Origin of the sequence: Lactobacillus colini (assembly GCF_017874575.1) — a bacterium.
Taxonomy (GTDB): domain Bacteria; phylum Bacillota; class Bacilli; order Lactobacillales; family Lactobacillaceae; genus Lactobacillus; species Lactobacillus colini.
In genome coordinates this window covers 122,495-147,873 of sequence record NZ_JAGGLU010000002.1, presented here as the reverse complement: position 1 = coordinate 147,873, position 25,379 = coordinate 122,495, and the positions used below count along the sequence as shown (strand labels likewise).

Here is a 25,379-nt window from a genome sequence, read left to right as displayed (position 1 = left end):
GTATTTATGAGAGGTAGGCAAGAATATGAATAGGTGGTTGAAAAAGACCATTACGGTTGGAGCAGTCTTACTAGCAACTGCAGGATTAGCGGCATGCGGTAAGAAACAGTCTGCTAATTCTAACAAAAAAGTAACAATAGAATACTTTAATCAAAAAAAGGAAATGTCAGGTACCTTAAAAGAAATTATTAAGGACTTTGAAAAGAAAAATCCTAATATTCATGTCAAAGAACTTGATGTTCCTAATGCTGGAACTGTCTTAAAGACAAGAATGCTTTCTGGTGATGTCCCTGATGTAATTAACATTTACCCACAAAACATTGACTTTCAAGAGTGGGCTAAGGCAGGTTATTTCGAAGATATGACTAATGCACCTTACATCAAAAATATCAAGAATCATTATGCAGATTCTTTCAAAATTAATGGCAAAATTTACAATGCACCGCTAAGTGCTAATGTTTATGGCTTTTTCTATAATGCGACAGAATTTAAAAAATTAGGAATTAAGCCGCCTAAGACTTGGGAAGAGTTCAAGCAAGTAGTCAAAAAGATTAAAGCCAGTGGCAAATCTCCATTTGCAGTTGCAGGTACAGAGCCATGGACATTAAATGGCTATCACCAATTATCTTTAGCAACAGTAACTGGTGGAGCTAAGCAAGCGAATAATTTATTAAGATTCTCGGCGCCTAACGGCATTAAGGTCAATAATCCTTATATTCAAAAGGACTTCACTCGCTTAGACCTTTTAAGAGAAAACGCTCAAAAAAATTGGCGTGGGGCCAGTTACAATGATGCCGTTGTTTCTTTTGCTAGTGGTGAGAGCTTAATTATGCCTAATGGTTCTTGGGCTCTACCCGTAATTAACCAACAAAAGCCTAAATTTAAGGTTAGAACCTTTGCCTTTCCAGCAGCTAGGGCAAATCATGAAATGACTGTTGGCTCAGGTGACTTGGCCTTATCAATTTCATCTAAGTCTAAACATAAAAAAGCTGCAGAAAAATTCGTTGCCTATATGACAACTCCTGCAGCAATGCAAAAATATTACGATGTTGATGGTAGTCCTGTAGCTGTGAAAGGCGTTAAGCAAAAGGGTGTGGATTCTCAATTGGGAGGTCTGTCAACTTTAGCCTTCACTAAGCATGATATGGTCTGGCTGGCTCAAGATTGGACTTCAGAAAATGACTTCTTTAACTTAACTGCAAGTTACTTAATGACTGGCAATAAACAACAAATGGTTAATAACATGAATACTTTCTTTAATCCAATGAAGGCAAGTAACTAGGGGAGATAAAAATGAAAAAGAACTTTTTTGAAAAATATTGGGGCTGGCTGTTCTTAATTGTCCCGATCTTATTACAAATTATATTTTTCTATTTTCCATTATTTCAAGGTGGATTTTATAGTTTAACTAACTGGACTGGTCTGACTTATAACTACAAATTTGTCGGTTTGAATAACTATAAATTGCTGCTGATGGATCAGAACTTTGCTAAGTCAATTGGCTTTACAGCAATCCTAACTATTGCATTAATTGTCGGTGAAATTGCAATTGGTATTTTAGTTGCCCGAGCTTTAAATTCTAAGATTAAGAGTCAAACCTTCTTTCGGGCTTGGTTCTTCTTCCCAGCAGTCTTGTCAGGATTAACAGTAGCACTTATTTTTAAACAAGTGTTCAATTATGGTTTACCAGCAATTGGCAATGCCCTTAATATTTCATGGCTTCAGACTAGCCTTTTAGGTACAGATACTGGGGCAGTGATTGCGACTATCTTTGTCTTACTTTGGCAAGGTGTAGCTATGCCAATTATTATCTTTTTAGCAGGATTGCAAAGTATCCCCGACGAAATTAAAGAAGCAGCTTCAATGGATGGGGCAAATAGTAATCAGATCTTTTGGCATATTGAATTGCCATACATGCTACCAAGCATTTCTATGGTCTTTATTTTGGCTTTGAAGTCCGGACTTACTGCATTTGATCAGATCTTTGCCATGACTGCAGGTGGTCCTAATAATTCTACTACTTCATTAGGACTTTTAGTTTATAATTACGCATTTAACAATAATTCCTTTGGTTATGCTAATGCGATTGCGATTGTTTTATTTATCTTAATTGCAATAGTTTCATTTATTCAAATTAAGATTTCTAATAAGTACTCTGTTGATTAGGAGGGGCAAAGATGGATAAAGATAAAAGTTTAAAAAAGTTTTGGAATTATGCCTTATTGGTAGTTGGCGGAGTCTTAATATTAATTCCTTTGCTATATACCTTTTTAAGTTCATTTAAGACAACCAAGCAAATTATGAATCACTTTTTTGCTTGGCCTAAGCCCTGGACGGTGGCTAACTTTCAAAGATTATTTGCGGATGGGGTTGCAGGATATTTCTGGAATTCAATTGTAATTACGGTCTTATCGCTGGTCTTGGTTATGATTTTTGTTCCAATGGCCGCATATTCAATTGCTCGCAATATGTCTAAAAGATCAGCCTACAATTGGATGTACATATTGTTGATTTTGGGAATCTTTGTACCATTCCAAGTTATTATGATTCCGATCACGGTAATGATGAGTAAGATCGGTTTAGCTAATATGTGGGGCTTAATTATCTTATACCTAACATATTCTGTACCACAAACGCTTTTCTTATATGTTGGCTATATCAAGCAAAGTGTCCCAGACAGTTTAGATGAGGCGGCTGAGATTGATGGTGCTAATAAGATTACTACTTACTTCAAAATTATCTTTCCATTATTAAAGCCAATGCATGCGACTACATTGATTATTAATGCAATGTGGTTCTGGAATGACTTTATGCTACCGTTATTGATTTTGAATAGAGATTCAAAGATGTGGACCTTGCCGCTCTTCCAATATAACTACACTGGTCAATATTTCAATGATTATGGTCCAAGTTTTGCATCATATGTAGTAGGTATTATTACCATTACAATTGTTTACTTAATTTTCCAGAAGAATATTATTGCTGGTATGAGTAATGGGGCAGTTAAATAGTGAGGTAAAAAATGGTTAAAGTAGATTTAGATCATGTTTATAAAAAATATACAGGTAATGATAAGTATTCAGTTAAAGATTTTAATTTACATATTGACGATCAGGAATTTATTGTTTTTGTTGGGCCATCTGGTTGTGGTAAGTCCACGACTCTGAGGATGATTGCAGGACTTGAAAATATCAGCAAGGGAACTTTTAAAATTGGTGGCAAGGTTATGAATGATGTTGCACCTAAGGAACGCGATATTGCTATGGTATTTCAGAATTATGCCTTGTATCCACATATGACAGTCTATGACAACATGGCTTTCGGTCTTAAGCTAAGAAAGGTTTCCAAAGAAGAAATTGATCAAAAAATTAATCAAGCTGCAGAAATTTTGGGCTTAAAAGATTATTTAAAGCGTAAGCCTGCCGCTTTATCTGGTGGACAGCGTCAACGTGTCGCTTTAGGGCGGGCAATTGTTAGGGATGCACCGATCTTTTTGATGGATGAGCCATTATCTAACTTAGATGCCAAGCTTAGAGTAACCATGCGGGCAGAAATTGCTAAGTTACACCAACAGTTAAAAACCACTACTATTTATGTAACTCATGACCAAACAGAAGCCATGACTCTAGCAGATAGAATTGTTGTTTTAAAAGATGGTGAAATTCAACAAGTTGGCAGCCCACTAGAAGTTTACAATAAGCCAGCTAATGTGTTTGTAGCAGGATTTATTGGCTCACCAGCCATGAACTTCTTCCATGTAGTTTTGCAAAATGGAAAAATTATTGATAAGGACAATAATGACTTTGCCATTCCGGTTCCAGAAGGTAAGTTAAAACTTTTAAAGGCTAAGGGCTATGAAGGTAAGGAATTAATCTTCGGTATTCGACCTGAAGATGTACATACGGAAGAAGTTTTCTTAGAAGCGTACCCAGATAATATAGTTGAATCGACTGTAGTAGTTTCAGAATTACTAGGTGCTGAAACACAACTTTATACCCGAATTGGACAAACTGAATTAGTTTCAAAGGTTGATGCACGTGACTTTGCCAAACCAGGTCAAAAAGTAAAGATGGGCTTCGAAATGAATAAGGCTCACTTCTTTGATCCAGAAAGTGAGCTAGCGATAGATAATTAATTGGATGGAAAGATATTATGAAAAGAGATTTAATTAGTTTTGATCAAGAAAACCAAGTCTTTCACTTATCTAATAGCCAGATTTCATACCTGATTGGGGTTGAAGATGGTGGCAGCTTGAGTCATTTATACTTTGGCAAAAAGGTAAGTTCATATCATAATCAACTGAAGTTCCCACGACTTGACCGTGGCTTTTCAGGAAATTTACCTGGTAGTTTAGAAAGAAGATTTTCTCGGGATACTTTACCTAAAGAATATAGTTCAAGTGGTGAAATGGATTATCATAGCCCAGCTACTATTATCAGGAATCCTGATGGGTCTAATGCCTTATTTTTAACTTATCAAGGTTATGAACTTATTGCTGGCAAGCCTGACTTAAATGTCCTGCCACATACTTGGGTAGAGAATCCAGATGAAGCACAAACCTTAATTATTAAGCTAGCAGATCAAGATAGCAAGCTTGAGTATGATTTAATATATACGATTTATCGGGATTATCCAATTATTGCTCGCTCAGTTAAGGTCATAAATAAGGGCGAGAGCGCATATCTTGAAAAAATTGCCTCAATGCAGCTGGACTTTGTAGACAAAAACTTCGAAACAATTACCTTACCTGGTGCTCATGCTAATGAAAGACACTTAGAACGTAGTAAGATTGCCCAAGGAATTCATAACTTTGCCAGCAATCGCGGAACTTCAAGCCACCAGATGAATCCATTTTTAGCTTTAGTGGATCCAGATACTAATGAATTTTCTGGAGATGCATATGGCTTTGCTCTTGTTTATTCTGGAAATCATAAGTTCGAAGTAGAGCGCGATCAATTTAATCAGATTCGCTTAAATATCGGGATCAATGACTATAACTTCAAGTGGAAGTTGGATCATGGTGACCAGTTCCAAACCCCTGAAGTATTAATGACTTACTCTAATTGTGGCTTGAATCAGATGAGTCAGGCATTCCATGAAATAGTTAGTCGACGTCTAATACGCTCTAAATTTAAAGATGAAGTTAGACCAATTGTCGTAAATAATTGGGAAGCTACTTACTTTGACTTTGATGAAGATAAACTAAAGCCAATCGTCGATAAGGCTAAGGAATTAGGCGTTGAAATGTTTGTCTTAGATGATGGTTGGTTCGGTCATCGGGATGATGATAATTCTTCATTAGGTGATTGGCAGGTTTATTACAATAAGTTCCCTAAGGGATTAGGAAACTTTATTGATTATGTTCATAATCAAGGATTAAAATTTGGTCTTTGGTTTGAGCCGGAAATGATTTCGATAGATTCTAAGCTCTATCAAGATCATCCTGACTTTTTAATGCATGTTCCAGGCCGTAGGCCTAGTCCTTCTAGGAATCAATATCTGCTTGACTTAGGACGTAAGGAAGTTCGAGATAATATTTTTAACCAAATTGATAAATTATTATCTGAAAATAAAATTGACTATATCAAGTGGGATATGAATCGGCACCTATCAGATATTTATGAGGCGGATTTACCAGCAGACCAGCAAGGTGAGGTGTACCATCGCTATTGTTTAGGGTTTTATGATTTAATAAATCGAATAGTGAATAAATATCCTGATATCTTAATTGAAGGTTGTTCTGGTGGTGGCGGACGCTTTGATTTAGGCGCCGCATATTACACACCGCAGATATGGACTAGTGATAATACGGATGCTATTGCACGTTGTGTAATTCAGTATGGCACTAGCTTGGTTTACCCACAAGCGATGATGACGTCTCATGTTTCAGTTTCACCAAATGAACAACTAGGACGCATTACACCATTCAATACTAGAGGAATAGTCGCAATGTGGGGCAACTTGGGATATGAATTAGAACTAACTAAGTTAAGCGTTGAAGATCAACAAGCTGTAAAAGAGCAAATACAAAAATATAAAAAAATCAGAGAATTAACCCAATATGGTAAGTTATACCGTCTAAAGAGCCCGATGGACTCTAATCAAGCAGCTTGGATGGTTGTATCTTCCAACCAAGAAGAAGCAATTGTTAGTGTCGTTAATATCTTGGCTTATGCTCAGCCATACTTGACCAAAGTTAAATTAGCAGGACTTGACCCTAATAAAAAGTACCAAGACTTAGATAATAATCAAGTCTACGGTGGTGATGAATTAATGAATATGGGCTTATATGAACCAGCATGGCATGGTGACTTTCAAGCTAAGATGTATCATTTTAAGGCAGTAGAATAGCAGGTGCAGTAAATGCTAACCAATAAAGTAATGTTAATAACTTATCCAGATAGTTTAGGTCAAAATTTAAAAGATCTTCAAGATGTATTGGATAATGAATTCAAAGGCGCAGTTGGTGGGGTACATATCTTACCCTTCTTTCCGTCAACGGGTGACCGCGGGTTTGCACCGACTGATTATACTGTAGTAGATAAAAAATTCGGTGATTGGACAGACATTGAAAGACTGGGCGAGAAGTATTATTTAATGTTTGATTTTATGATTAATCATATTTCCAAGCATTCTAAATATTATCAAGACTACCAAGAACATCAAGACCAAAGCCCGTATGCAGAACTGTTTCTCAACTGGGATAAGTTCTGGCCCAAGGGTCGGCCAACGCAAAGCGATATTGATCTAATCTATAAGAGAAAAGACCGTGCCCCTTATCAAGAAATAGAGTTCTCTGATGGAAGTCGGACTAAATTATGGAATACCTTTGGTGAGGAACAGATTGACTTAGACGTCCGCAAAAAAGTAACACAGGAATTCATTAAGCAGACTTTACGTCAACTTATTGATCATGGAGCAGATATTATTCGCCTAGATGCCTTTGCTTATGCAGTGAAGAAGTTAGATACTAATGACTTCTTTGTTGAACCTGAAATTTGGGATTTATTAAAAAAGGTCCAAGATGATATCGGTGATAAGGGAGCAATGATTCTTCCTGAAATTCATGAGCATTATTCAATGCCGTTTAAGATTGCCAAGCATGGTTACTTCATCTATGACTTCGCACTGCCAATGGTAACTTTATATTCAATCTATAGTGGTAAGTCTAATGAATTAGCTAAATGGTTAAGGTTGTCACCGATGAAGCAATTTACAACACTAGATACCCATGATGGGATTGGTGTTGTAGATGCACGTGATATCTTAACTGAAGCTGAAATTGAATATACAACTAATAATCTTTATAAGGTTGGTGCCAATGTAAAAAGAAAGTACTCCAGTGCTGAATATCATAATTTGGATATTTATCAGATTAATACTAGTTTCTATTCTGCACTAGGTAATGATGACAAGAAATACTTTATGGCACGCTTGCTGCAGGTCTTTGCCCCAGGGATTCCGCAAGTCTACTATATGGGGTTATTAGCTGGTAAGAATGATATTGAACTTTTAGAAAAGACTAAAGAAGGCCGTAACATTAATCGCCACTACTATAGTAGACAAGAAGTGGCTCAAGAAGTTAAGCGACCCATAGTTGCTAGTTTACTTAAATTACTAACTTTTAGAAATCAAGAACCAGCCTTTGACTTAGAAGGATCAATTGAAGTTCAAACACCAAGCGATGAAGAAATTATCATTGTTCGCCAAGATAAAGATAAGACTCATCAAGTGGTTCTTCATGCGAACTTAAAAGATTTAACTTATGAAGTAACAGCTGATTCAAAAAAGATTGATTTTTAATACTTTATTTTTCCCCCCCTAAAAAATAAATATTGCAATAAAAAAGGACTTGGAAAACCAAGTCTTTTTTGCATGCATTGAGAAATTATTATTGTTTGTTTTGTTTAACTAAATTATTAATCTAAATCTTGTCCGTTGGATTCGATAACCTTCTTATACCAGTTGAATGAATCCTTCTTTGAACGCTTCAATGTACCTTCGCCGGCATCGTTTTTGTCAACGTAGATAAAGCCGTAGCGCTTATCCATTTGACCAGTACCAGCAGAAACTAAGTCGATTGGCCCCCATGGTAAGTAACCCATCAAGTCAACACCGTCAAATTCAACTGCCTTTTCCATTTCAGCAATGTGGCTTCTTAAGTAGTCAATTCTGTAATCATCGTGAATTGAGCCATCAGCTTCAACCTTGTCGTAAGCACCTAGGCCATTTTCAACGATAAATAATGGTAGGTGGTAGCGGTCAGTCAAGTGGTTAAGTGAGATTCTTAATCCTTCAGGGTCAATCTCCCAGCCCCAATCGCTACGCTTCAAGGTAGGGTTAACAGCAACAGCCTTAGCTAAGTCACTTAATTCATCTGCCTTAACCTTCTCACTAGAAACAGTAGTTGATTGGTAGTATGAGAAACCTACATAATCAACAGTACCTTCCTTGAGAACGATCTTGTCTTCTTCAGTAATATCAGGACGGAATCCCTTGCGTCTGATATAAGCTCCCACAGCCTTAGGGTATTCACCGAATACTTGCACATCTGAGAAGAAGTCACGACGTTGTTCAAAGGCATCCGCAAGTAAGACATCATCAGAAGATGGGGTAAGTGGGCGAACTGGTGAATAGTTAATCATAGTACCGATTTGGAAGTTAGGGTTGATCTTGTGACCCTCCTTAACAGCTAAGGCAGAGGCTACGAATTCGTAATGGGCTGCTTGGTACATTGCTGCTTCTTTATCTTCATCAGTCATGCCGTCTTTGAAGAGAATACCAGAATTGGTAGCCATTAAGAAGTCGTTGTTAAAGCTAGATTGGTTGTCAATTTCGTTGAAAGTCATCCAATACTTAATCTTGTTCTTGTAGCGCTTGAAGCATACTTGTGCAAAGCGAACGAAGAAGTCGATTGCCTTTCTGCTAGTGAAGCCACCGTATTCATGAACAATGTGCAATGGAAGCTCAAAGTGAGAAAGAGTAACTACTGGTTCAATGCCATACTTGTGACATTCATCAAATAAGTCATCATAGAACTTCAAGCCGGCTTCATTAGGTTCTAATTCATCACCTTTAGGAAAGATACGAGTCCAAGCAATAGAAGTCCGGAATGCCTTGAAGCCCATCTCAGCCATTAATTTAATGTCTTCTTTATAATGATGGTAAAAATCAATTGCATCGTGGTTAGGATAGTTCTTGCCTGCTTCGACAGTATCAGTAATTTCACGTGGTCTTTCAGCAGAACCAACAGTCATCACGTCTGCAACAGAAGGTCCCTTACCATCTACGTCCCAAGCACCTTCTAATTGGTGAGCAGCAACAGCGCCACCCCATAGGAAACCTTTTGGCATTTTGTATCCAGTCATAAAAAAATCCTCTTTTCTTAAAAAGTAAACGCTTTCTACATAACAAATTGTACCTGAACAATTTTAAAATGTAAAGTCTTGCAAAAATATATATTTTAAAAAATAAAATATATATCAATTAGTTGTTGAAAAGGCTTTCAATTAGTGAGATTATATATGTGTTATCAAAAGAAATTGTTCAGGAAGAATTATAAAGGACAGAAACAATTATGAACAAAGACCAAAGTATTGAAGCAAAAAAACATGAAATGAGTGTCAGATCAATGTATTTTAGTCGATACATGATGATTAGATACTTCTCGGCCGCATATACATTTGTGAACTTGTTTTGGTTGATTTTTGCCCTATGTTATAAGGATATTCTAGCATCAGTAATTGCCTTAGTGATGATGGTCTCCATAGCAATGGCAATCGTAGAACAACTTTCTAAGTGGCATACTAAGAGTACTGATATGAGGTACACGAAGTTCTTTTATGTATTGCAGCTAGTTATGAATGTGATTTTTGCGATAGCTTGTTATACACCAGTAGGGAAGGCAATCTTTCCATTTATGACAACCAATGATGTAGCGAATATTATCTTTACTATTTTGTTATTAGGTATTGGGGGATGCCTGATAATTTTGAAGCGAATTAGCAACATTCAAAGTGGTAGGGATAGATATCTCCATGCAATTAAAACTTTTGAGAATAACAGACAATAACATATAGAGGGGGATTATATTATGTCTGATGCTGCTAAACCATCATTTAAAGATAATATGATGAAGTGGATTGGTAAGTTCTCTGGTTCACGCTTTGTACGTGCAATTATGAGTGCTGGTTATGCCATTATTTCATTTTCTATTATCGGATCTGTATTCTTAATTCTTACAGTTATTACGCAAGTTATTACTGCTAAAGGATTCGTTGATTTATATAACAGCACTTTAGGTCGTTTTAGCGACGTATACCAAGCTATTTATAACGCTACAATGGGTATCATCGCCTTGATCTTCGGTGGTACATTTGCATATAGTTATGCTGATATTTATAAGAAGGAAGAGAAGCTTAACCTTGATCCATTGAACGCTGTATTCCTAGCATTCATGGGCTTATTCATCACAGTTGCTCAATTTAGCTTCAAGGGTGGCATTGCTCACTTCTTAGTTGATAATAAGAACGGCATTATTGCTGGTTACGCTACTTCAACTTCTGGTATTACTAGAATTGGTGCAACTGGTATCTTTACTGCAATTATTGTTTCTTGGGTTGCAGTTCAGATCTACCGCTTCTGTATTAAGCATAATTGGCGGATTGCGATGCCTGCTTCAGTTCCAGCTGGTGTATCTAACTCATTTAGTTCATTAATTCCTGGATTCTTGATTGCCTTAGTTGTTGCTATTGCAGATATTATTCTTATTGCTTTAGGTACTGATATTTTTGAAGTATTGTACATCCCATTCTCATTCATTTCCAACATTGTTGGTACTTGGTGGGGCGTGCTTATCGTCTTCTTCCTCATTGGTTTATTATGGTGGTTCGGTATTCACGGTGCTACTATTATTTCAAGTTTCTACCAAGCAATTACCTTATCTAACTTAGCTGCTAACGCAGCTGGTGCACACCACGTATTTGCTGGTGAATTTACTAACGCATTTGTATTCCTGGGGGGGTCTGGAGCCACCTTAGGTATGGCTCTATGGATGGCCTTTGCTGCTAAGTCTGCTCAATTGAAGTCATTGGGTAAACTTGAAGCCATTCCTGCCTTATTCAACATTAACGAACCTATTCTATTTGGTTTGCCAATTGTTTATAATGTTTACCTATTCCTTCCATTCTTGCTTGCTCCAATGGCAAGTAGTATGGTTGCCTACTTTGCAATTGCAACTAATCTTGTACCTAAGATCATTGTTCAACAACCATGGCCTACACCAATTGGACTTGGTGGTTTAGCCGCTACTACTAGTTGGCAGGGGGCAGTGCTTTCTGTTGTTTGTGCAATTGTTGCCTTTGTAATTTGGTATCCATTTATTAAAGCTTACGATAGAAAGTTATTGAAGCAAGAACAAGAAGATACCGCTAAAAACGCAGCAGCTAACAATTAATAGTTAGCAATAATATTCTGGAGATAAATAAAAAGTCCTCTGTAGTTAGTAAGTTCAGACTATAGGGGATTTTTTTATTAGGAGGTGAAGCAAAATTATGAAGAAGTATCAATTAGTAGCAGATAAAATTAGACAAGCTATTAAAAAGAATAATCTTAAAAGAGGAGATAAGCTACCTAAGATTAAAGATTTAGTTGATGAATTTGGCGTTAGTAAAGCAACAGTATTACAGGCTTTAGCGCTCTTAGCCAAGCAGGGGACAGTGTATAAGATACAAGGCTCGGGGATATTCGTTCGTGAGCCAGCTGACTTAGAAGGCTACATGTCGTTATTAACTAATAGGGGACTCACAGGGGTAGTTGACAATATCTCTACTGAAGTTATCAGTATTGATGAATTAGATGAGCCACCTGAGAAGGCTAAGAAGTATTTTGAAGATGAAGATTTAAGATGTTACTGTCTTAAAAGATTAAGAAAAACCAACGATAAGCCATTTGTGTTAGAGGAGTCATATTACTTAAAGAAGTATGTTCCCTTTATATCTAAAGAAATCGCTCAAGGATCAATGTTTAAGTATATCTCAGAAGGATTAAATGAAGAAATACGCTTTTCTGACAAGTTTATGTGGGTTGAAAAGCTGAATGAGTGTGTAGCTAATAAACTTGAGCTGAAAGCAGGAGATCCAGCATTGATAGTCAATGATCTGTATTATATGGGTAATGGTAAGATATTTGATGTATCGTTTTTGACTTATAATTATCAAAATTCCAAATTCTTTGACCAAAGTTCTGATGAAATAATTTAGGTAGAAATTTTTAAGGGAAATTGATTATTTTTTGCTGTAGAATAATATTATTTAGAATTTAAGAGAGGAATAATGATATTAATTGACAGTAAATGGTATATTGCACCTATAGAATTAAATGGCTTAATTTTAACACCAATAATTGTAGTACTAGCAATAATACCGCTAATCAAACAATTATTTAGAAAGCAGATTCATCTAAAGCGTGAGTTGATCTGGATAATATTCTTAATATATGTTTGGCTTTTAGTGGATGTTACGCTGTTTCCAATAGCTTTATTTGGTCAAGGATCAGAAATATATAAATTAGGATTTGGCAAGCAATTATTTATCAATCTAAAGCTAGACGTATTGAAGAATTATCTACCCCTACAGTTAATTGGTAATGTCCTGCTATTTGCTCCTTTGTCATTGTTTGGAGCAATTTATAATTCTAAGTTTGCTAAATGGCATAATAATTTCTTACTAGTCTTTTCTGGCTCGTTGATAATTGAAGTTACCCAATTAATTATGAATTACTTTTATTTGGGGAATCGAGTATTTGATATAAATGATTTAGTCTTGAATTCGTTCGGGGGATTATTGGGATTATTGATTTTTAAGCTTTTTAGAAAAATAAAAAACCTAGCAACAACTCGCTGCTAGGCTTTTTTGATGTGATGTGAGTATTAAAATTTATACTACACGTATATTTTAATCGGATTTTTGGTCTATGGCAATTGTTAATTTATTGATTTATCAAGGTTTTTGCAGAAGATTTTTATTTCTAACTTAAATATGATATTATTAAATAAAAATTAGAATTATTAATATTGAAGTATAAAAAATATTTTTATTGGCATTATTTTTAACTATAGTAACATTTATTCAGTATTGTACATAAGTAAATATAATAATGCTGATATACAAGCATAAGTGGTAAAACATTATGAAGCATAAACAATTATTAAATATCCAGATATTTTTTAATCTGATTTGGGCAATCTATGAACTATTGAATCCGATGAATATGCATAAGCAGGTTGGAGTGTATATTTATGGCGCAATAATAATATTATTAGCGGCTTTTCTAATTACGAGTAACATCAGGGGAAAGCTAAGTAGTATAATTACCTCAGCATTAAGCGTCATAGTTCTTCCATATATTTTACTAATGTTATGTGGATCATTCTTTTCCAAATTATGTGAAGTGTTACCTAATTTTAGGATAGGTTTTCAAGTTATCTATTTTTTGGTGCTTTCTGTAACTTTAATTCCAAATATTTTACAAAATTACGGCAAACTAAATAATTGGATTTATCGTTTAGTTAGTGTTTTGGCTATTTGCGAAGGGATGCTTTTTAATGGTGGAATGGCGCCACAAGCCCATAGCATCATGACTACAGTAATTAAATCCGGTCTAGATTTAGCTTTTGCAATGTTAGTGACATCGTATTTTTTAATGAAAGTTTGGAACATTAGATACAGAATCAACTTTATCCCAAAGAATAGTAAGAATTTTCAATTAAGTGTTCTAATAATTTTAATTATCGCATTTACATGGTATATCTTGGTTGATACTTTTCGTGATACCATAGATACACCGTTAGAGGCATTTTGGAAGTTTGATTTTAGTATTCTTGACCCGAGCCAGTCTGTCGAAGGATTATCATCATTGGCGGTTGTACTGATGCCGATATTTGCAGCAGTTTTTGAAGAAACTATGCGTTATGTGAACTTAGTAATTGTACTGAAAGGTCTAAAAGGTCGCTTTCGTTTAGAATTAGCTGTCTTAATTAGTGCAACTATTTTTGCACTGGTGCATTACGGCAACATTGTTACACATCAACAAAGCTTTGTAGAAACAAACTATCAAGTTGCAGGATCATTAGGGTTTGGTGGCATGATGGCAGTTCTGTATTTATATACAGGTCAAATTTGGTTGCCTATGTTATTACACTTCTTAAATGATTACATCTTGTTTGCCCATACGCCACTAAGTACGGGAACAGCGGGTAATTTCTATGGCTATGGCATCTCGCCGATTGTTTTAGAAATCATTATAATTGGTATTTCGATTTTATTTACAATACTTATGTTATTTGGAAAAAGGCGCAAATACATGGAAGAAAATGCTGATAAATTAATAGAACCTATTCACTCTGCCTTTTAGGAAAGTATTTTTAATAATTTATAATAAGCTCGTAATCTTTACAGAACATACTTTATATAATAAAATGAAAGTAAAGAAAAAAGCACTCTGCAAAGTGCTTCTTTCAACCAGACCGTTAAACGCGGCAACACAATAGCAAATTATAAAAACGCTTTGTATTATGTAGAAAAGTTAAAAAGCGTTTTTATTTTGTCCTCTTTTTAGCTAGCGAGTTACGTACTTTCATAATGAAACTATGTAAATATCGCCACACTAACTTGGCAAAACCTACTGTAGCAAGAAGGGCTACAGAGAGATAGCGCATAGCTACAATTTGAGCTTCGACCATCAAGGTTAATGCCCAGAAAATGGTAGTAGTCGCCAAAATAGCGCCTAAAACCATTGTAAACAAAGTCAGACACCTCCTACTTATGGATTTCTGTGCTTAAGTAAAAACATAAGCACTCACTCCCTTCTAAATAGAAGTGTCACCGCTATTAAATTAACTTTTTCTGGTCCAGTTAATTATAGCAAAGCTTCTCAAAAAAGTATTTGTGATAATGCGATTAACTTATAATCTTTACAGAACATACTTTATATAATAAAATAAGAGTAAAGAAAAAAGCACTCTGACAAGTGCTTCTTTCAACCAGACCGTTAAATGCGGCAACACATAGAAAAGTTAAAAAACGCTTCTCATTCTGTCAAAAAGTTAAAGCGTTTTTATTTTGTCTTCTTTTTAGCTAGCGAGTTACGCACTTTCATAAAGAAACTACGAAAATATCGCCACACTAACTTGGCAAAACCTACTGTAGCAAGAAAGGCTACAGATAGATAGCGCATAGCTACAATTTGAGCCTTGGCCATCAAGGTTAATGCCCAGAAAATGGTAGTAGTCGCCAAAATAGCGCCTAAAACCATTGTAAACAAAACACGACACCTCCTATTTATGGATTTCTGTGCTTAAGTGAGAACATAAGCACTCACTCCTTTCTAAATAGAAGTGTCACCGCTAATAACTTTTTCTGGTCTAGTTAATTATAGCAAAGCTTCTCAAAAAAAGTATTTGTGATAATACGATTAACTTATAATCTTTACAGAACATACTTTATATAATAAAATAAGAGTAAAGAAAAAAGCACTCTGACAAGTGCTTCTTTCGACCAGACCGTTAAATGCGGTGACACTGATAAAAAAACGAAAAACGCTTTAAACCATCGTCAAAAAGTCAAAGCGTTTTTATTTTGTCTTCTTTTTGGCTAGCGAGTTACGCACTTTCGTAAGGAAACTGCGAAAATATCGCCACACTAACTTGGCAAAACCTACTGTAGCAAGAAAGGCTACAGAGAGATAGCGCATGGCAACAATTTGAGCCTTGGCCATCAGGGTTAATGCCCAGAAAATGGTAGTAGTCGCCAAAATGGCGCCTAAAACCATTGTAAACAAAACACGACACCTCCTATTTATGGATTTCTGTGCTTAAGTGAGAACATAAGCACTCACTCCTTTCTAATAGAAGTGTCACCGCTAATAACTTTTTCTGGTCTAGTTAATTATAACAGAAGATAAACATTAAAAAAGCGCATCCCCAGTAATGGAATTAATCCAAAAAGGAGGAATGCGCTTTTTAAAAGTCTTTATTTTGAAAGACAACGTAATTTCTCGTATCGAAGCGATTACGCGAAGTGGAATATTCAATTGGATGACCATTGGTAAGCCAAATTATCTGTTCTAATTCTAAAATAGGATCATCTTGCTTAGCTTCAAGATATTTTTTATCCCATGCAGTAGCCTTACTTGCTCGAATCTTACGGTAAGCAGTGCCAAACTTCAATCCTAAATTATGGTGGATATAGTGGTAAATCGAACCTTTCAAAACAGTTTCATCAAGATTGGGAACTAGCTTAACTGGCATATAAGTATGCTCTAAGACGAAGGGATTTGCTTCTAAACGTCGCAGACGTAAGACTTCGTAGACTGGATCGCTGCTTTTAAGGCGGAGATTCTTTTGAACTTGTTCACTAGGGAACTCAATTGCGAACTTGATGATGTCGCTAGTGATCTTTTCTTCACCTATTTCTTCTTGTAAGCCACTAAATACGCTGGCAGAAGTATCATGGTCAGTCTGAATTGGAATATCACCTAAGACGAAGGTTCCTAATCCTGATTGCTTATAAAGAAGGCCCTTGCGTTCAAGACCGTCAAGCGCTTTCTTTACAGTCAAACGACTGACGCCTAATTCTTGTGCAAGAGCCTCTTGGTCGGGAAGGGGCTCTTGAGCTTGGTAAGTCCCATCCTTGATTCTATTTTGAATGATCCGAGCAATTTTTAAGTATTTTGCTTCGGTCATAATATTAATCCTTGTCAGCTACTTTTTTATATAATTCGACAATTTCCTTAGCTAAGTCAATAAAGGTAATTGCAGTCATTAAGTGGTCTTGAGCATGAACCATGTATAAGTCAACCTTAACGTGGTCGCCTTGAGCTTCTTTAGTTAACATGTCAGTTTGAACATTGTGGGCGTTTACCAAGTCCTTGTTGGCTTGCTTAACGAATTCATCAGCCTTGTCAAAGTCGCCAGCCTTAGCAGCAGTGATTGCCTGCATAGCAGCAGCCTTAGCGTTACCGGCTTCCATAATAATTCCCATAACAACTTGCATATTGTCTTCTTGTGCCATTATAAATAACTCCCTTAGTAAAAATTCTCTAATAAGAAAAAATGTTGCAGACATTTAAATTTAATTTTGTCTGCAACATTCAATGTCCCCAATTATTAATTAGTCATTAATCAATGCTTGTGCAGTTGCAAGAACCTTTTCACCGTTCATCATGCCGTAATCTTGCATGTTGATAACGTCCATTGGAATACCTGCAGCATCAGTCATTTGCTTAACGCTGTCCTTCATGTATTGAACTTGAGGCCCTAAGAGTAATACGTCTGGGTGTTCAGTATCTAATTCATCTTGAATACCAGAAGCTGAGGTAGCGAAGATCTTGTAGTCCTTGCCTTGAGCTTTTGCTGCTTCTTGCATCTTAGAAACAAGTAATGATGTTGACATACCTGCTGCGCAGGCTAACATGATAGTTTTTTCTGCCATAATGAAATATCTCCCTTTTTTTCATTAAGTCTATATTTAAAATCTCAATGTATGCACTTTCACTATTTCTTGAAAGCAATTATATTATAACTCAAAAAATTGTTCATGTAAACGCTTTATTGTTCTGTAACTTTTGCTTGAGCTGCTAAAACATTGTCATTAGCCTTAACAAATGGAATGTAGATTAAGACACCGATAACTATGATGATCACTTGCAGTATTACAGCCCTCCAGTCACCAGCAGTAGCTAAGAATGGTGCAATGATTACTGGTGTTGTCCAAGGAATTTGAATTACGCAGGGACTGATTAGACCTAGGGCAGTTGCTGTATAAGAAAGAATAATACCAATAGCAGGAATTAAGACGAAAGGAATCGCCATTGTAATGTTATAAACAATTGGATAGCCAAAGATAACAGGTTCGTTAATATTGAATAATCCTGGTGCAATAGCTAGTTTAGCTACTGTCTTAGAAGCCTTATTTTTAGAAACAATAAAGATCGCAATTAATAAGCAGAGTGTACATCCAGAACCACCAAGTAGGGCGAAGGTTTGAATTTGAGAAACGTTAATGATGTTTGGAATAGTTTGATGAGCTTGGTAGGCAGCAATGTTCTCTGTAATGTTAACAATTAATAGTGGCTCTAAAATTGATGAATAAATAACTGCTTGGTGAATACCGAATAGCCAGAGTAAGTTACCTAAAGAATATAGAAATACAGTTCCCCATAGACTAGTTCCTACATGTCTTAATGGCTCTTGGATGAAAGTGGTAATTAAGTTGATTAAATTCATGCCGAATAAGTTATTAAGTAATGCGGAAATAATCGCAAAGATCGACATGACAATAATTACAGGAATTAAGACACTAAATGATTTACCTACTGCGGGTGGGATATTGTCACCTAAGTTAATCTGCAATTGCTTAATGTTAGATAAGCGTACAAATAACTCAGTCGCAAGTAAGCCAACGATAACCCCAGCAAACATTGAACCGGTACCTAAGTTAGAAAACGGCATCGCAGCACTAATTGATACAGCCTTCTTGGCACCATCAGGTATAATCTGGACAACGTTAGGCATCATTACAACTAATGTAGCGATTGAAACCATTGATGCGGAAAGTGGGTTTTTGAATTTGCGATTTTGTGATAAGTGGTAACCGATTAATCCAGCTATTAAGATGCCTGAGATATTCAAGGTACCATTGGTAATTACCGTGCCCCAATATTGAATATCAGCTAAGGTCTTACCATGGAACAGCCAGGTAAAGACAGTATTATTAAGTAAGACAGCTAATCCTGCTAAGATGTATAGCGGCATGATTGTTGCAAAAGCATCACGTAAGGTGCGCAAGTGAATTTGGTTACCTAATTTAACAGCAATCTTGGTTAAGCCCTGAATAGCTTTAGAATTTTGCATTGAAGTATTCATTTTTATCTTCTCCTATAGTGAATCTCCATTATCTTTAAGTATCTTTTGGAACCAATAGAATGACTTCTTGGGTACTCGTTTCAAGTCTTTTAAGTCATGGTTGGATCGGTTTACATATACAGCGCCATAGCGCTTCTCAACATCCGCGTGTGAACTAGGTATATCAATTAAGCCCCAGCCAAGATAACCTAAGACCTTAGCTCCATCGAGAAAGACCGCATCTTTAAGAGCTTTAATGTGGTCGTGATGATAAGCAATTCGTTCATCATCTTCAATCATATGTTCTCCATCCCAGACTTCTTTTAGACCGATACCATTTTCAATTGGAAAGATTGGAATTCGGTATCGGTCATACATTGTTGTAATCGCATTTCTGAAGCCTAGAGGATCAATAGTCCAGCCCCAATCGTTGGCTTTAAGGTATTTATTCTCAACGCCGGCGAAGTTTAAATAACGATTAGGTGCGACATTATCAGGAATCTTCTCACTTGAAATAGTCCAAGAGCAATAGTAACTAAAGGCTAAGAAATCAGCCTTAGCTTGCTTAAACTCAACTAAATCAGCTGCTTGTATATCTGCTTGAATGTTATTGTCTTGAATATACTGCATAACTTCTGGTGAATATCCATGGCCAGTGTCAATGTCATAGATATTGAAGTTCAAGAATTCTTGAATTTTCTTAGCTGTCCAAATATCTTGTGGCTGACAAGTTTCAGGATAGATTTGCTGATAAGCTAGCATTCCGCCAATCTTCAGATCATCATAGTTCTCATGAATATAGTTGGCTAAACGAACATGAGCGACTGCAGTATGGTGAAAGATAGTATACATATCATCTAGAGTTTTAGAGCCTTTTTCATATCCAGAGATATTAAATACTTCATCTTGAAAGTAAAGATTATGTTCATTAAAGACAATCCAATATTTAACTCGATCAGAGAAGTGATCAATCATCTTTTTACCAAAGCGTACGAATGCATCCAGTACGTGTCTTGACATAAAGCCGTTATAGTTATTAGCCAGATGAAGTGGCATGTCGAAGTGATAAAGACAGACCATCGGTTCAATACCTCGCTCAAGCATGGCATTGATTAAGAGGTCGTAGAACGCGATGCCTTTCTCATTGAATTCACCATCACCATCGGGACAGACCCTAGACCAAGAAATTTGGATCCGGTACATATTCATGTTCATATCTTTCATTAAGTCAAGATCTTCTTCATAGCGGTGATATTCGTCAATTGCGACATGCCAATCAGTTGTATTCTTACCAGCTGGGCGAATGTCGTAAACAGATAGCCCCTTACCATCTTCATTCCAAGCTCCTTCAGTCTGCATACTAGAGACCGAATTTCCCCAAAAGAAGCTTGAAGGTAATTTACGCTTAGTCATTTATATTCTCCTTTTGTAATCGTTTACATTTCACAAATACATTATACATATTTTATTTCTATAAAGTAAAGTATTTTTATTATAAAAATATATATTTTTAAAAATGGAGAAAATAAAAATTTAAATTTAAAAGATACATATTTTAAATAAAATAATTTTTATTAAAAGTAGCGGTTATTTTTGTTATAATTATTGCGATGTACTTACGACTTGAGGAAGTGAAAATATGGGTCTTAATACTCCCCAATCAAAGCAAGGAAATCTAGTAAGATATGGTGTTTATCTATTTTTATATTTGATAGTTATTGCTTGTAAGACCTGGGGATTATGGGGTAAGAAGCTCCACATAGCTGGAGAAGTGTTTTTTATTTTAATAAGCTTGGGTGTGTTATATTTTTATATTCGTCAATATAATCATGAACAGCGCTACTTTGAACAGCGCTTCTCATTGCCTTTATTAGCTGATTATGGCTTTACCATTGGAATGAGCATTTTGGTGATTGTTTCAAGGTTTATAGTTTCTTATCTGCAAGCTCAAGGTCATCTAGCGACGGCATATTTTCAATTGACTTATGCCGAGAGTGATTCCAAGCCTTTGTTTTGGTTTTTGATATTTTGTATTGGCTTGTTATTGCCAGTGTTACAGATCTTTTTAAGTACGGGATTTTTCTTTAATTATTACTTCCGTAGTCAAGACCTAGTCAGTGCAATTGCTGGGATTATCTTCTCTGGGATATTCTTCGGTGTCTTGAATTTTCAATTTTCAATTTCGTTGCTTGTGATTAATAGTCTATCTGGGATGCTATTCGCCTGGGCGTATATGTATACTCAGACAATTGCGATGCCAATTTATTTAGCTGTGCTAAATGGCATGTTCATGGTTGTCCTAGCTTAAAAAAACAAAAAAAGGATTACGAAAACCATCGTAATCCTTTTTAAATATAAGCGGATAGCGTGAATCGAACCCGCATCTTCAGCTTGGGAAGCTGACGTTCTACCACTAAACTATACCCGCGTAACGAGTAAATTATAGCATTTATTGCTAGGACGTGGCAACTAGAAAAAATAATTAATCTAAGATTGGCGTCTTCACCAATTCAATTGACTTGTCATTTAGAATGCTTGAAATATCATATTGGAACCAATTATTAAGATTAGCTGCATTAAGAATCAGGGGCATTCTGTCGTGCACTTGAGCATAGGATGTTGTCGGCTGCGTCGTAATCATGGCAAAGTGATCTTGTTCATAAATACCAGCAATGAAGGTTAGGGGAGCTGACTTAGTTTTGAAGGAGAACTTCTCCCTGTATCGCTTACCATTTTCGGCAAGATAGGTATCATAGCCCGCTTCGAAGAATTGACTAGCAATAATAATACAGCGGCGCTTTTGAAATGATTCACGCCACATAGAATTGCTATATTGCATCTTTTCAATCCGAGCATTGATGATTAACTTCTTCTCATCGAATGGGTTAGGATAGCCCCACTTCTTGGGCATGAAGCCAACCTTACCACTGCTACTCTTCAATAATAGAAGAGATTCCTTCTTAGGGAAGATGTGCTGGCTCTCAGTATAAATACTCTTACTAAAGTCCTGGTCAGCAAGTGGCAAGTGAAGATCTTCTTTAAGATATTGTTGCATTAACTTGATACTAGGTTGTTGGTAGTGGCTGCACATAATATCACTTCTTTCAATTTTTAATTATAGCTGATTACTAGGGCATTAGTTTAAAGATTGGCTTATTTTTGCTAGAATAACTAACATAAAGACTAGTATATTGAATGTTAATTTTAGGAGAATTAAATGGCAAAAGAAATCTTATTAACCGGTGATCGTCCTACTGGTAAGTTACATATCGGACACTACATCGGCTCATTAAAAAACCGCGTAAAACTTCAAAATGAAGGTAAATATGAACCCTATATCATGATTGCAGATACTCAGGCACTAACTGACAATGCTCGTGATCCTGAAAAAATTAGAAATAGCTTGATTGAAGTGGCATTAGATTATTTGGCTGTTGGCTTAGATCCAGAGAAGTCTACTATCTATGTTCAATCACAGATTCCTGCCTTGTTCGAGTTAACTGCTTATTACATGGACTTGGTAACAGTTGCACGTCTAGAGAGGAATCCGACTGTTAAGACTGAGATTAAGCAAAAGGGCTTCAAAGATTCAATTCCGGTGGGATTTTTGAATTATCCAGTTTCTCAAGCAGCTGATATTACTGCCTTCAAGGCAACCTTAATTCCAGTTGGGGACGATCAAGAGCCAATGCTTGAGCAGACACGTGAGATTGTCCGTACATTCAACCGTGTATACGATACTGATATTTTGGTTGAGCCTAAGGGATATTTCCCACCTAAAGGTCAAGGCCGACTCCCTGGACTTGATGGTAATGCTAAGATGTCTAAGTCACTGGGCAATGCAATCTACTTATCTGATGATGCGGCAACAGTTAAGAAGAAGGTTATGTCAATGTATACTGACCCTAACCATATTCATGTTGAAGATCCAGGACAAGTTGAAGGCAATACTGTCTTTACTTATCTTGATGTCTTTGCACCAGATAAGGATAAGGTGGCAGAACTTAAAGAGCAATACCAAAAGGGCGGCTTAGGAGATGTTAAGATTAAGAAGTACTTGAATAAGGTCTTAGAAGCAGAACTAGCCCCAATTCGTGAGCGCCGTGAGAAGTTTGCCCAAGATCCAGATAGTGTATATGAGATGTTACTTGAAGGTTCTAAGAAGGCTAATAAGGTTGCTAATGAAACATTAAGACAAGTTCGTGATGCTATCGGCTTGAATTACTTTGACCGTAAATAGTTAAGATAGAAGGATTTTTTATGTCACGTGATCGTATTCCTTGGAAGCAGTATTTTATGATGCAGGCGCTGGTTATTGCCCAACGTTCAACTTGTAATCGTGCTTTAGTTGGTAGTGTAATTGTTAAGGATGATCGGATGATTGCGACCGGTTATAACGGCAGCGTATCGGGTCAGCCTCATTGTGATGATGTGGGGCATTTAATGGTTGATGGTCATTGCGTCAGAACCATTCACTCTGAAATGAATTCACTAATCCAGTGTGCCAAGAATGGTATTTCTACTGAAAACACCGAGATATATGTGACTTATTTCCCATGTTTTAATTGTGCTAAGGCCCTAGTGCAAGCAGGGATTAAGAAGATCAATTACTACTATAATTATCATGATGACCCTCTTACTTTAGAATTGCTTAGGGATAAGGGTGTTGAACTTGAGCAAGTTAAGCTTGAGAGTAAGTATTTCGAGAGCTTAGAGAGTCACTTGAAACAGGCAGAAGATAACGATGAAGCGTAAGATAGGGGTAATATTTTTTCTGTTAATAGGAATATTTAGTTTGGCAATGGCTTCTAATTCTGTTACTGATCCAGTTCATATCTTTAACCAACAAGTTATTAAAAACGTTGAGCAGAGAAATGCACGTTATCAGACTATTAAGTCTAAGCCGCATTTGTTACTTAAGAGTAGTTCAGGTCAAAATGTTGCTCAACTTCATCCTAAGGCTAATGAAGTTATTATCGCCGTAGGTCATGGTAAAAAGAATAATGTGCAGATCTTCGTAGGGAAGAACTTTAGCAAGAGCTTGACTACTTCTGAAACGATTAATATTATTCGTTATGCGGGGGATGACTTGCGTAGCCCAAGTAATAGTAAGTTCAATAGGGGCATTAATACTTGTATTAACGCTGTGGCTACTCTGATTAATCAGCAATATTCCCTGACGCCAGCTAAGGATGACTTAACTTCAAGCCAAATGACTAAGGTTAATCATCCCCAGAGTGTGAACTTAGGATTAGGAATCGTAATTGCAATTGTTGCAACTGGAGCATTTGCCTGGTATCAGAATTATCGAATTAAACATTAACTAAAAAAGCAGATTGAGATCTACTAAGATAGAATCTTAACCTGCTTCTTTATTTGGTTAATTTAATTCAAGGAAGGAAGAGAGATTGCATCACCTCGATTATCAAACAAACTTGCTTTTTTGCTTAAGACGAAGATCGGTTACTACATGTTCTACGCCTGCAAAAATATTTTGCAAGTCGGTTTTGCTTACTTCGAAGCCTTTCGCTCGAAGTCCGTCAACTACGGCATTAACTACGTTATTTAACTTTTTGTCGTTTGACATTACGCTCTTGTCATAGAAGTAAACGTAGTTAGTCATTAAGGTTTGTGCGGTATCTCTGAATTCTTGTAGTCGTTGATTTTTAAGATGAAAATGTCCTAAAATTCCAGCCCCTACAAGACTAATGATCCACAATAGCAAACCTGCTAGTTCGAGATAGTCGTTAATAGTCATTGAATACGTCCTTTAATTAATTGAAATTCTGTTTGTAATAATGCTAAGCTTAAAATATCATTTTATAGTTGCGATTATCTTTATCTGGAAGGGAAAACTCTATGAATAAATCAATGATACCCGTGTTTATCTACATACCTACAAAATGGAGTAGGTTTAAATTCGTTTATATATCAACTCTTTTAGCAAACATTTTGTTTATTGCAAGATCTAGAAAAGTTAGAATATTTTATCATTGGGTTTATGCAGTAGGTATTCCCTTAGGAGCAATAATTTGCCTTTTTTCTTTTGTTCCATGGATAGTAAGAATTTTATTCATACTTAGCGTAGTTTCAATTTTTGTTTTCCCCGCCTTGATCACATATTTGCAAATTCTACGTGCGAAAAGAATGGTATATGTTTTAACGATGGATTATATTTCACCTCAACAGCAAGAAAAAGTTAAGCATGATTATAATTTGGATGACAATACATATTTTTGTGTTCTTACCGACTATAACTTTGATTTTTTCATAGAAACATCCAAGAATTACATTCTATGCAATTACGATTTAAATGATGAAAATAAGATACTAAGCAAATTTGTTTTTGGTATATCTAAGAAAGATAATCATGAAAGTATTGAAAAGACAAACTTTGTTCAAAAGATGGAACCACATTATAAGAGATATATTAGGCTATAATTTAGTAGTTAAATTGTTTCTATATTATTAAGAAAAA

27 protein-coding genes and 1 tRNA gene are annotated in these 25,379 nt (G+C 36.1%); 16 read left to right on the top strand and 12 right to left on the bottom strand.

Going from position 1 to position 25,379, the window contains the following annotated elements; all coding sequences use genetic code 11:
• Positions 1 to 25: 25 nt before the first annotated feature.
• The 6 genes from J2Z60_RS02630 to gtfA are packed head-to-tail and all read left to right on the top strand — an operon-like array spanning position 26 to position 7,803.
• The gene (locus J2Z60_RS02630) at positions 26 to 1,282 is read left to right on the top strand and encodes an extracellular solute-binding protein (protein ID WP_209686119.1); all 1,257 of its coding nucleotides are present in this window, start codon (positions 26 to 28) and stop codon (positions 1,280 to 1,282) included.
• A gap of 11 nt (positions 1,283 to 1,293) precedes the next feature.
• On the top strand, positions 1,294 to 2,166 hold the full coding sequence (locus tag J2Z60_RS02625) for a carbohydrate ABC transporter permease (RefSeq protein ID WP_209686118.1): 873 nt from the start codon (positions 1,294 to 1,296) through the stop codon (positions 2,164 to 2,166).
• An 11-nt stretch (positions 2,167 to 2,177) separates the two neighbouring features.
• The gene (locus J2Z60_RS02620; RefSeq protein ID WP_209686117.1) at positions 2,178 to 3,011 is read left to right on the top strand and encodes a carbohydrate ABC transporter permease; all 834 of its coding nucleotides are present in this window, start codon (positions 2,178 to 2,180) and stop codon (positions 3,009 to 3,011) included.
• Positions 3,012 to 3,022: 11 nt separating this feature from the next.
• Positions 3,023 to 4,135: an ABC transporter ATP-binding protein gene (locus J2Z60_RS02615; protein ID WP_209686116.1), complete on the top strand. Its 1,113-nt coding sequence runs from the start codon at positions 3,023 to 3,025 to the stop codon at positions 4,133 to 4,135.
• A gap of 17 nt (positions 4,136 to 4,152) precedes the next feature.
• Complete coding sequence (locus J2Z60_RS02610) at positions 4,153 to 6,351, top strand: alpha-galactosidase (RefSeq protein ID WP_209686115.1); 2,199 nt, start codon at positions 4,153 to 4,155, stop codon at positions 6,349 to 6,351.
• 12 nt (positions 6,352 to 6,363) lie between these two features.
• A complete protein-coding gene (gene gtfA / locus J2Z60_RS02605; protein WP_209686114.1) occupies positions 6,364 to 7,803 on the top strand; it encodes a sucrose phosphorylase in 1,440 nt (479 codons plus the stop codon).
• A 116-nt stretch (positions 7,804 to 7,919) separates the two neighbouring features.
• Here gtfA and J2Z60_RS02600 read toward each other — a convergent pair whose 3' ends face one another.
• Positions 7,920 to 9,368 (bottom strand): 6-phospho-beta-glucosidase, encoded by a 1,449-nt coding sequence (locus tag J2Z60_RS02600; protein ID WP_209686113.1) that lies wholly within the window; start codon positions 9,366 to 9,368, stop codon positions 7,920 to 7,922.
• A 209-nt stretch (positions 9,369 to 9,577) separates the two neighbouring features.
• Here J2Z60_RS02600 and J2Z60_RS02595 point away from each other — a divergent pair, with 209 nt between their 5' ends.
• The 5 genes from J2Z60_RS02595 to J2Z60_RS02575 all read left to right on the top strand — a co-directional run bounded on the left by J2Z60_RS02595 (position 9,578) and on the right by J2Z60_RS02575 (position 14,412).
• Positions 9,578 to 10,072, top strand: coding sequence for a PTS cellobiose transporter subunit IIA (locus J2Z60_RS02595; RefSeq protein ID WP_245328687.1), 495 nt, complete (start codon positions 9,578 to 9,580; stop codon positions 10,070 to 10,072).
• A 21-nt stretch (positions 10,073 to 10,093) separates the two neighbouring features.
• Positions 10,094 to 11,455: a PTS cellobiose transporter subunit IIC gene (gene celB, locus J2Z60_RS02590; RefSeq protein ID WP_209686112.1), complete on the top strand. Its 1,362-nt coding sequence runs from the start codon at positions 10,094 to 10,096 to the stop codon at positions 11,453 to 11,455.
• Positions 11,456 to 11,552: 97 nt separating this feature from the next.
• Positions 11,553 to 12,260, top strand: a complete 708-nt coding sequence (locus J2Z60_RS02585; RefSeq protein WP_209686111.1) for a GntR family transcriptional regulator — start codon at positions 11,553 to 11,555, stop codon at positions 12,258 to 12,260.
• Between the two features lie 72 nt (positions 12,261 to 12,332).
• On the top strand, positions 12,333 to 12,905 hold the full coding sequence (locus tag J2Z60_RS02580) for a VanZ family protein (RefSeq protein WP_209686110.1): 573 nt from the start codon (positions 12,333 to 12,335) through the stop codon (positions 12,903 to 12,905).
• Positions 12,906 to 13,188: 283 nt separating this feature from the next.
• Positions 13,189 to 14,412 carry a CPBP family intramembrane glutamic endopeptidase gene (locus tag J2Z60_RS02575; protein WP_209686109.1) on the top strand — a complete coding sequence of 408 codons (1,224 nt, stop codon included), beginning with the start codon at positions 13,189 to 13,191 and terminating at the stop codon, positions 14,410 to 14,412.
• A 184-nt stretch (positions 14,413 to 14,596) separates the two neighbouring features.
• On the opposite strand, the gene J2Z60_RS02570 is transcribed toward J2Z60_RS02575, so the two are convergent.
• The 8 genes from J2Z60_RS02570 to J2Z60_RS02535 all read right to left on the bottom strand — a co-directional run bounded on the left by J2Z60_RS02570 (position 14,597) and on the right by J2Z60_RS02535 (position 20,314).
• Entirely contained in the window at positions 14,597 to 14,803 is a 207-nt protein-coding gene (locus tag J2Z60_RS02570; protein WP_209686108.1) for a hypothetical protein, read from the bottom strand.
• A 311-nt stretch (positions 14,804 to 15,114) separates the two neighbouring features.
• Entirely contained in the window at positions 15,115 to 15,321 is a 207-nt protein-coding gene (locus tag J2Z60_RS02565; protein WP_209686107.1) for a hypothetical protein, read from the bottom strand.
• Positions 15,322 to 15,630: 309 nt separating this feature from the next.
• Entirely contained in the window at positions 15,631 to 15,837 is a 207-nt protein-coding gene (locus J2Z60_RS02560) for a hypothetical protein (RefSeq protein ID WP_209686105.1), read from the bottom strand.
• A gap of 181 nt (positions 15,838 to 16,018) precedes the next feature.
• On the bottom strand, positions 16,019 to 16,741 hold the full coding sequence (locus J2Z60_RS02555; protein WP_209686103.1) for a GntR family transcriptional regulator: 723 nt from the start codon (positions 16,739 to 16,741) through the stop codon (positions 16,019 to 16,021).
• A gap of 4 nt (positions 16,742 to 16,745) precedes the next feature.
• On the bottom strand, positions 16,746 to 17,069 hold the full coding sequence (locus tag J2Z60_RS02550; protein WP_209686101.1) for a PTS lactose/cellobiose transporter subunit IIA: 324 nt from the start codon (positions 17,067 to 17,069) through the stop codon (positions 16,746 to 16,748).
• A gap of 99 nt (positions 17,070 to 17,168) precedes the next feature.
• Complete coding sequence (locus tag J2Z60_RS02545) at positions 17,169 to 17,489, bottom strand: PTS sugar transporter subunit IIB (RefSeq protein WP_209686099.1); 321 nt, start codon at positions 17,487 to 17,489, stop codon at positions 17,169 to 17,171.
• A 116-nt stretch (positions 17,490 to 17,605) separates the two neighbouring features.
• Positions 17,606 to 18,910 carry a PTS sugar transporter subunit IIC gene (locus tag J2Z60_RS02540; RefSeq protein WP_209686240.1) on the bottom strand — a complete coding sequence of 435 codons (1,305 nt, stop codon included), beginning with the start codon at positions 18,908 to 18,910 and terminating at the stop codon, positions 17,606 to 17,608.
• A 24-nt stretch (positions 18,911 to 18,934) separates the two neighbouring features.
• Positions 18,935 to 20,314 (bottom strand): glycoside hydrolase family 1 protein, encoded by a 1,380-nt coding sequence (locus J2Z60_RS02535; RefSeq protein ID WP_209686097.1) that lies wholly within the window; start codon positions 20,312 to 20,314, stop codon positions 18,935 to 18,937.
• Positions 20,315 to 20,540: 226 nt separating this feature from the next.
• Here J2Z60_RS02535 and J2Z60_RS02530 point away from each other — a divergent pair, with 226 nt between their 5' ends.
• Positions 20,541 to 21,209 carry a CPBP family intramembrane glutamic endopeptidase gene (locus tag J2Z60_RS02530; protein ID WP_209686095.1) on the top strand — a complete coding sequence of 223 codons (669 nt, stop codon included), beginning with the start codon at positions 20,541 to 20,543 and terminating at the stop codon, positions 21,207 to 21,209.
• Between the two features lie 49 nt (positions 21,210 to 21,258).
• Here J2Z60_RS02530 and J2Z60_RS02525 read toward each other — a convergent pair.
• Positions 21,259 to 21,329: transfer RNA gene (locus tag J2Z60_RS02525), tRNA-Gly, on the bottom strand.
• A 54-nt stretch (positions 21,330 to 21,383) separates the two neighbouring features.
• Positions 21,384 to 21,992, bottom strand: a complete 609-nt coding sequence (locus J2Z60_RS02520) for an SOS response-associated peptidase family protein (protein WP_209686093.1) — start codon at positions 21,990 to 21,992, stop codon at positions 21,384 to 21,386.
• Between the two features lie 126 nt (positions 21,993 to 22,118).
• On the opposite strand from J2Z60_RS02520, the gene trpS reads away from it, so the two are divergent.
• Genes trpS through J2Z60_RS02505 form a run of 3 tightly spaced genes read left to right on the top strand, consistent with a single transcriptional unit; the run spans position 22,119 to position 24,224 of the window.
• The gene (trpS, locus tag J2Z60_RS02515) at positions 22,119 to 23,141 is read left to right on the top strand and encodes a tryptophan--tRNA ligase (RefSeq protein WP_209686091.1); all 1,023 of its coding nucleotides are present in this window, start codon (positions 22,119 to 22,121) and stop codon (positions 23,139 to 23,141) included.
• A 20-nt stretch (positions 23,142 to 23,161) separates the two neighbouring features.
• Entirely contained in the window at positions 23,162 to 23,656 is a 495-nt protein-coding gene (locus J2Z60_RS02510; protein ID WP_209686089.1) for a deoxycytidylate deaminase, read from the top strand.
• Positions 23,646 to 24,224 carry a TPM domain-containing protein gene (locus J2Z60_RS02505; RefSeq protein WP_209686087.1) on the top strand — a complete coding sequence of 193 codons (579 nt, stop codon included), beginning with the start codon at positions 23,646 to 23,648 and terminating at the stop codon, positions 24,222 to 24,224. The genes J2Z60_RS02510 and J2Z60_RS02505 overlap by 11 nt, the downstream gene beginning before the upstream one ends.
• A 102-nt stretch (positions 24,225 to 24,326) precedes the next feature.
• Here the strand turns inward: J2Z60_RS02505 and J2Z60_RS02500 are convergent, their stop codons facing one another.
• Entirely contained in the window at positions 24,327 to 24,659 is a 333-nt protein-coding gene (locus J2Z60_RS02500; protein WP_209686085.1) for a helveticin, read from the bottom strand.
• Between the two features lie 101 nt (positions 24,660 to 24,760).
• Here J2Z60_RS02500 and J2Z60_RS02495 point away from each other — a divergent pair, with 101 nt between their 5' ends.
• Positions 24,761 to 25,342, top strand: a complete 582-nt coding sequence (locus tag J2Z60_RS02495; protein WP_209686083.1) for a hypothetical protein — start codon at positions 24,761 to 24,763, stop codon at positions 25,340 to 25,342.
• The last annotated feature ends 37 nt before the right edge of the window (positions 25,343 to 25,379 follow it).

Excerpts from the sequence above, each read along its gene's own strand:
- J2Z60_RS02555 (WP_209686103.1), bottom strand. The coding sequence starts at position 16,741 with ATGACCGAAGCAAAATACTTAAAAATTGCTCGGATCATTCAAAATAGA.
- J2Z60_RS02595 (WP_245328687.1), top strand. The coding sequence starts at position 9,578 with ATGAACAAAGACCAAAGTATTGAAGCAAAAAAACATGAAATGAGTGTC.
- J2Z60_RS02545 (WP_209686099.1), bottom strand. The coding sequence starts at position 17,489 with ATGGCAGAAAAAACTATCATGTTAGCCTGCGCAGCAGGTATGTCAACA.
- J2Z60_RS02520 (WP_209686093.1), bottom strand. The coding sequence starts at position 21,992 with ATGTGCAGCCACTACCAACAACCTAGTATCAAGTTAATGCAACAATAT.
- J2Z60_RS02585 (WP_209686111.1), top strand. The coding sequence starts at position 11,553 with ATGAAGAAGTATCAATTAGTAGCAGATAAAATTAGACAAGCTATTAAA.
- J2Z60_RS02550 (WP_209686101.1), bottom strand. The coding sequence starts at position 17,069 with ATGGCACAAGAAGACAATATGCAAGTTGTTATGGGAATTATTATGGAA.
- J2Z60_RS02535 (WP_209686097.1), bottom strand. The coding sequence starts at position 20,314 with ATGACTAAGCGTAAATTACCTTCAAGCTTCTTTTGGGGAAATTCGGTC.
- gtfA (WP_209686114.1), top strand. The coding sequence starts at position 6,364 with ATGCTAACCAATAAAGTAATGTTAATAACTTATCCAGATAGTTTAGGT.
- J2Z60_RS02620 (WP_209686117.1), top strand. The coding sequence starts at position 2,178 with ATGGATAAAGATAAAAGTTTAAAAAAGTTTTGGAATTATGCCTTATTG.
- J2Z60_RS02625 (WP_209686118.1), top strand. The coding sequence starts at position 1,294 with ATGAAAAAGAACTTTTTTGAAAAATATTGGGGCTGGCTGTTCTTAATT.
- J2Z60_RS02575 (WP_209686109.1), top strand. The coding sequence starts at position 13,189 with ATGAAGCATAAACAATTATTAAATATCCAGATATTTTTTAATCTGATT.
- J2Z60_RS02540 (WP_209686240.1), bottom strand. The coding sequence starts at position 18,910 with ATGCAAAATTCTAAAGCTATTCAGGGCTTAACCAAGATTGCTGTTAAA.
- J2Z60_RS02580 (WP_209686110.1), top strand. The coding sequence starts at position 12,333 with ATGATATTAATTGACAGTAAATGGTATATTGCACCTATAGAATTAAAT.
- trpS (WP_209686091.1), top strand. The coding sequence starts at position 22,119 with ATGGCAAAAGAAATCTTATTAACCGGTGATCGTCCTACTGGTAAGTTA.
- J2Z60_RS02495 (WP_209686083.1), top strand. The coding sequence starts at position 24,761 with ATGAATAAATCAATGATACCCGTGTTTATCTACATACCTACAAAATGG.
- J2Z60_RS02530 (WP_209686095.1), top strand. The coding sequence starts at position 20,541 with ATGGGTCTTAATACTCCCCAATCAAAGCAAGGAAATCTAGTAAGATAT.
- J2Z60_RS02630 (WP_209686119.1), top strand. The coding sequence starts at position 26 with ATGAATAGGTGGTTGAAAAAGACCATTACGGTTGGAGCAGTCTTACTA.
- J2Z60_RS02615 (WP_209686116.1), top strand. The coding sequence starts at position 3,023 with ATGGTTAAAGTAGATTTAGATCATGTTTATAAAAAATATACAGGTAAT.
- J2Z60_RS02505 (WP_209686087.1), top strand. The coding sequence starts at position 23,646 with ATGAAGCGTAAGATAGGGGTAATATTTTTTCTGTTAATAGGAATATTT.
- J2Z60_RS02600 (WP_209686113.1), bottom strand. The coding sequence starts at position 9,368 with ATGACTGGATACAAAATGCCAAAAGGTTTCCTATGGGGTGGCGCTGTT.
- J2Z60_RS02610 (WP_209686115.1), top strand. The coding sequence starts at position 4,153 with ATGAAAAGAGATTTAATTAGTTTTGATCAAGAAAACCAAGTCTTTCAC.
- J2Z60_RS02510 (WP_209686089.1), top strand. The coding sequence starts at position 23,162 with ATGTCACGTGATCGTATTCCTTGGAAGCAGTATTTTATGATGCAGGCG.
- celB (WP_209686112.1), top strand. The coding sequence starts at position 10,094 with ATGTCTGATGCTGCTAAACCATCATTTAAAGATAATATGATGAAGTGG.
- J2Z60_RS02500 (WP_209686085.1), bottom strand. The coding sequence starts at position 24,659 with ATGACTATTAACGACTATCTCGAACTAGCAGGTTTGCTATTGTGGATC.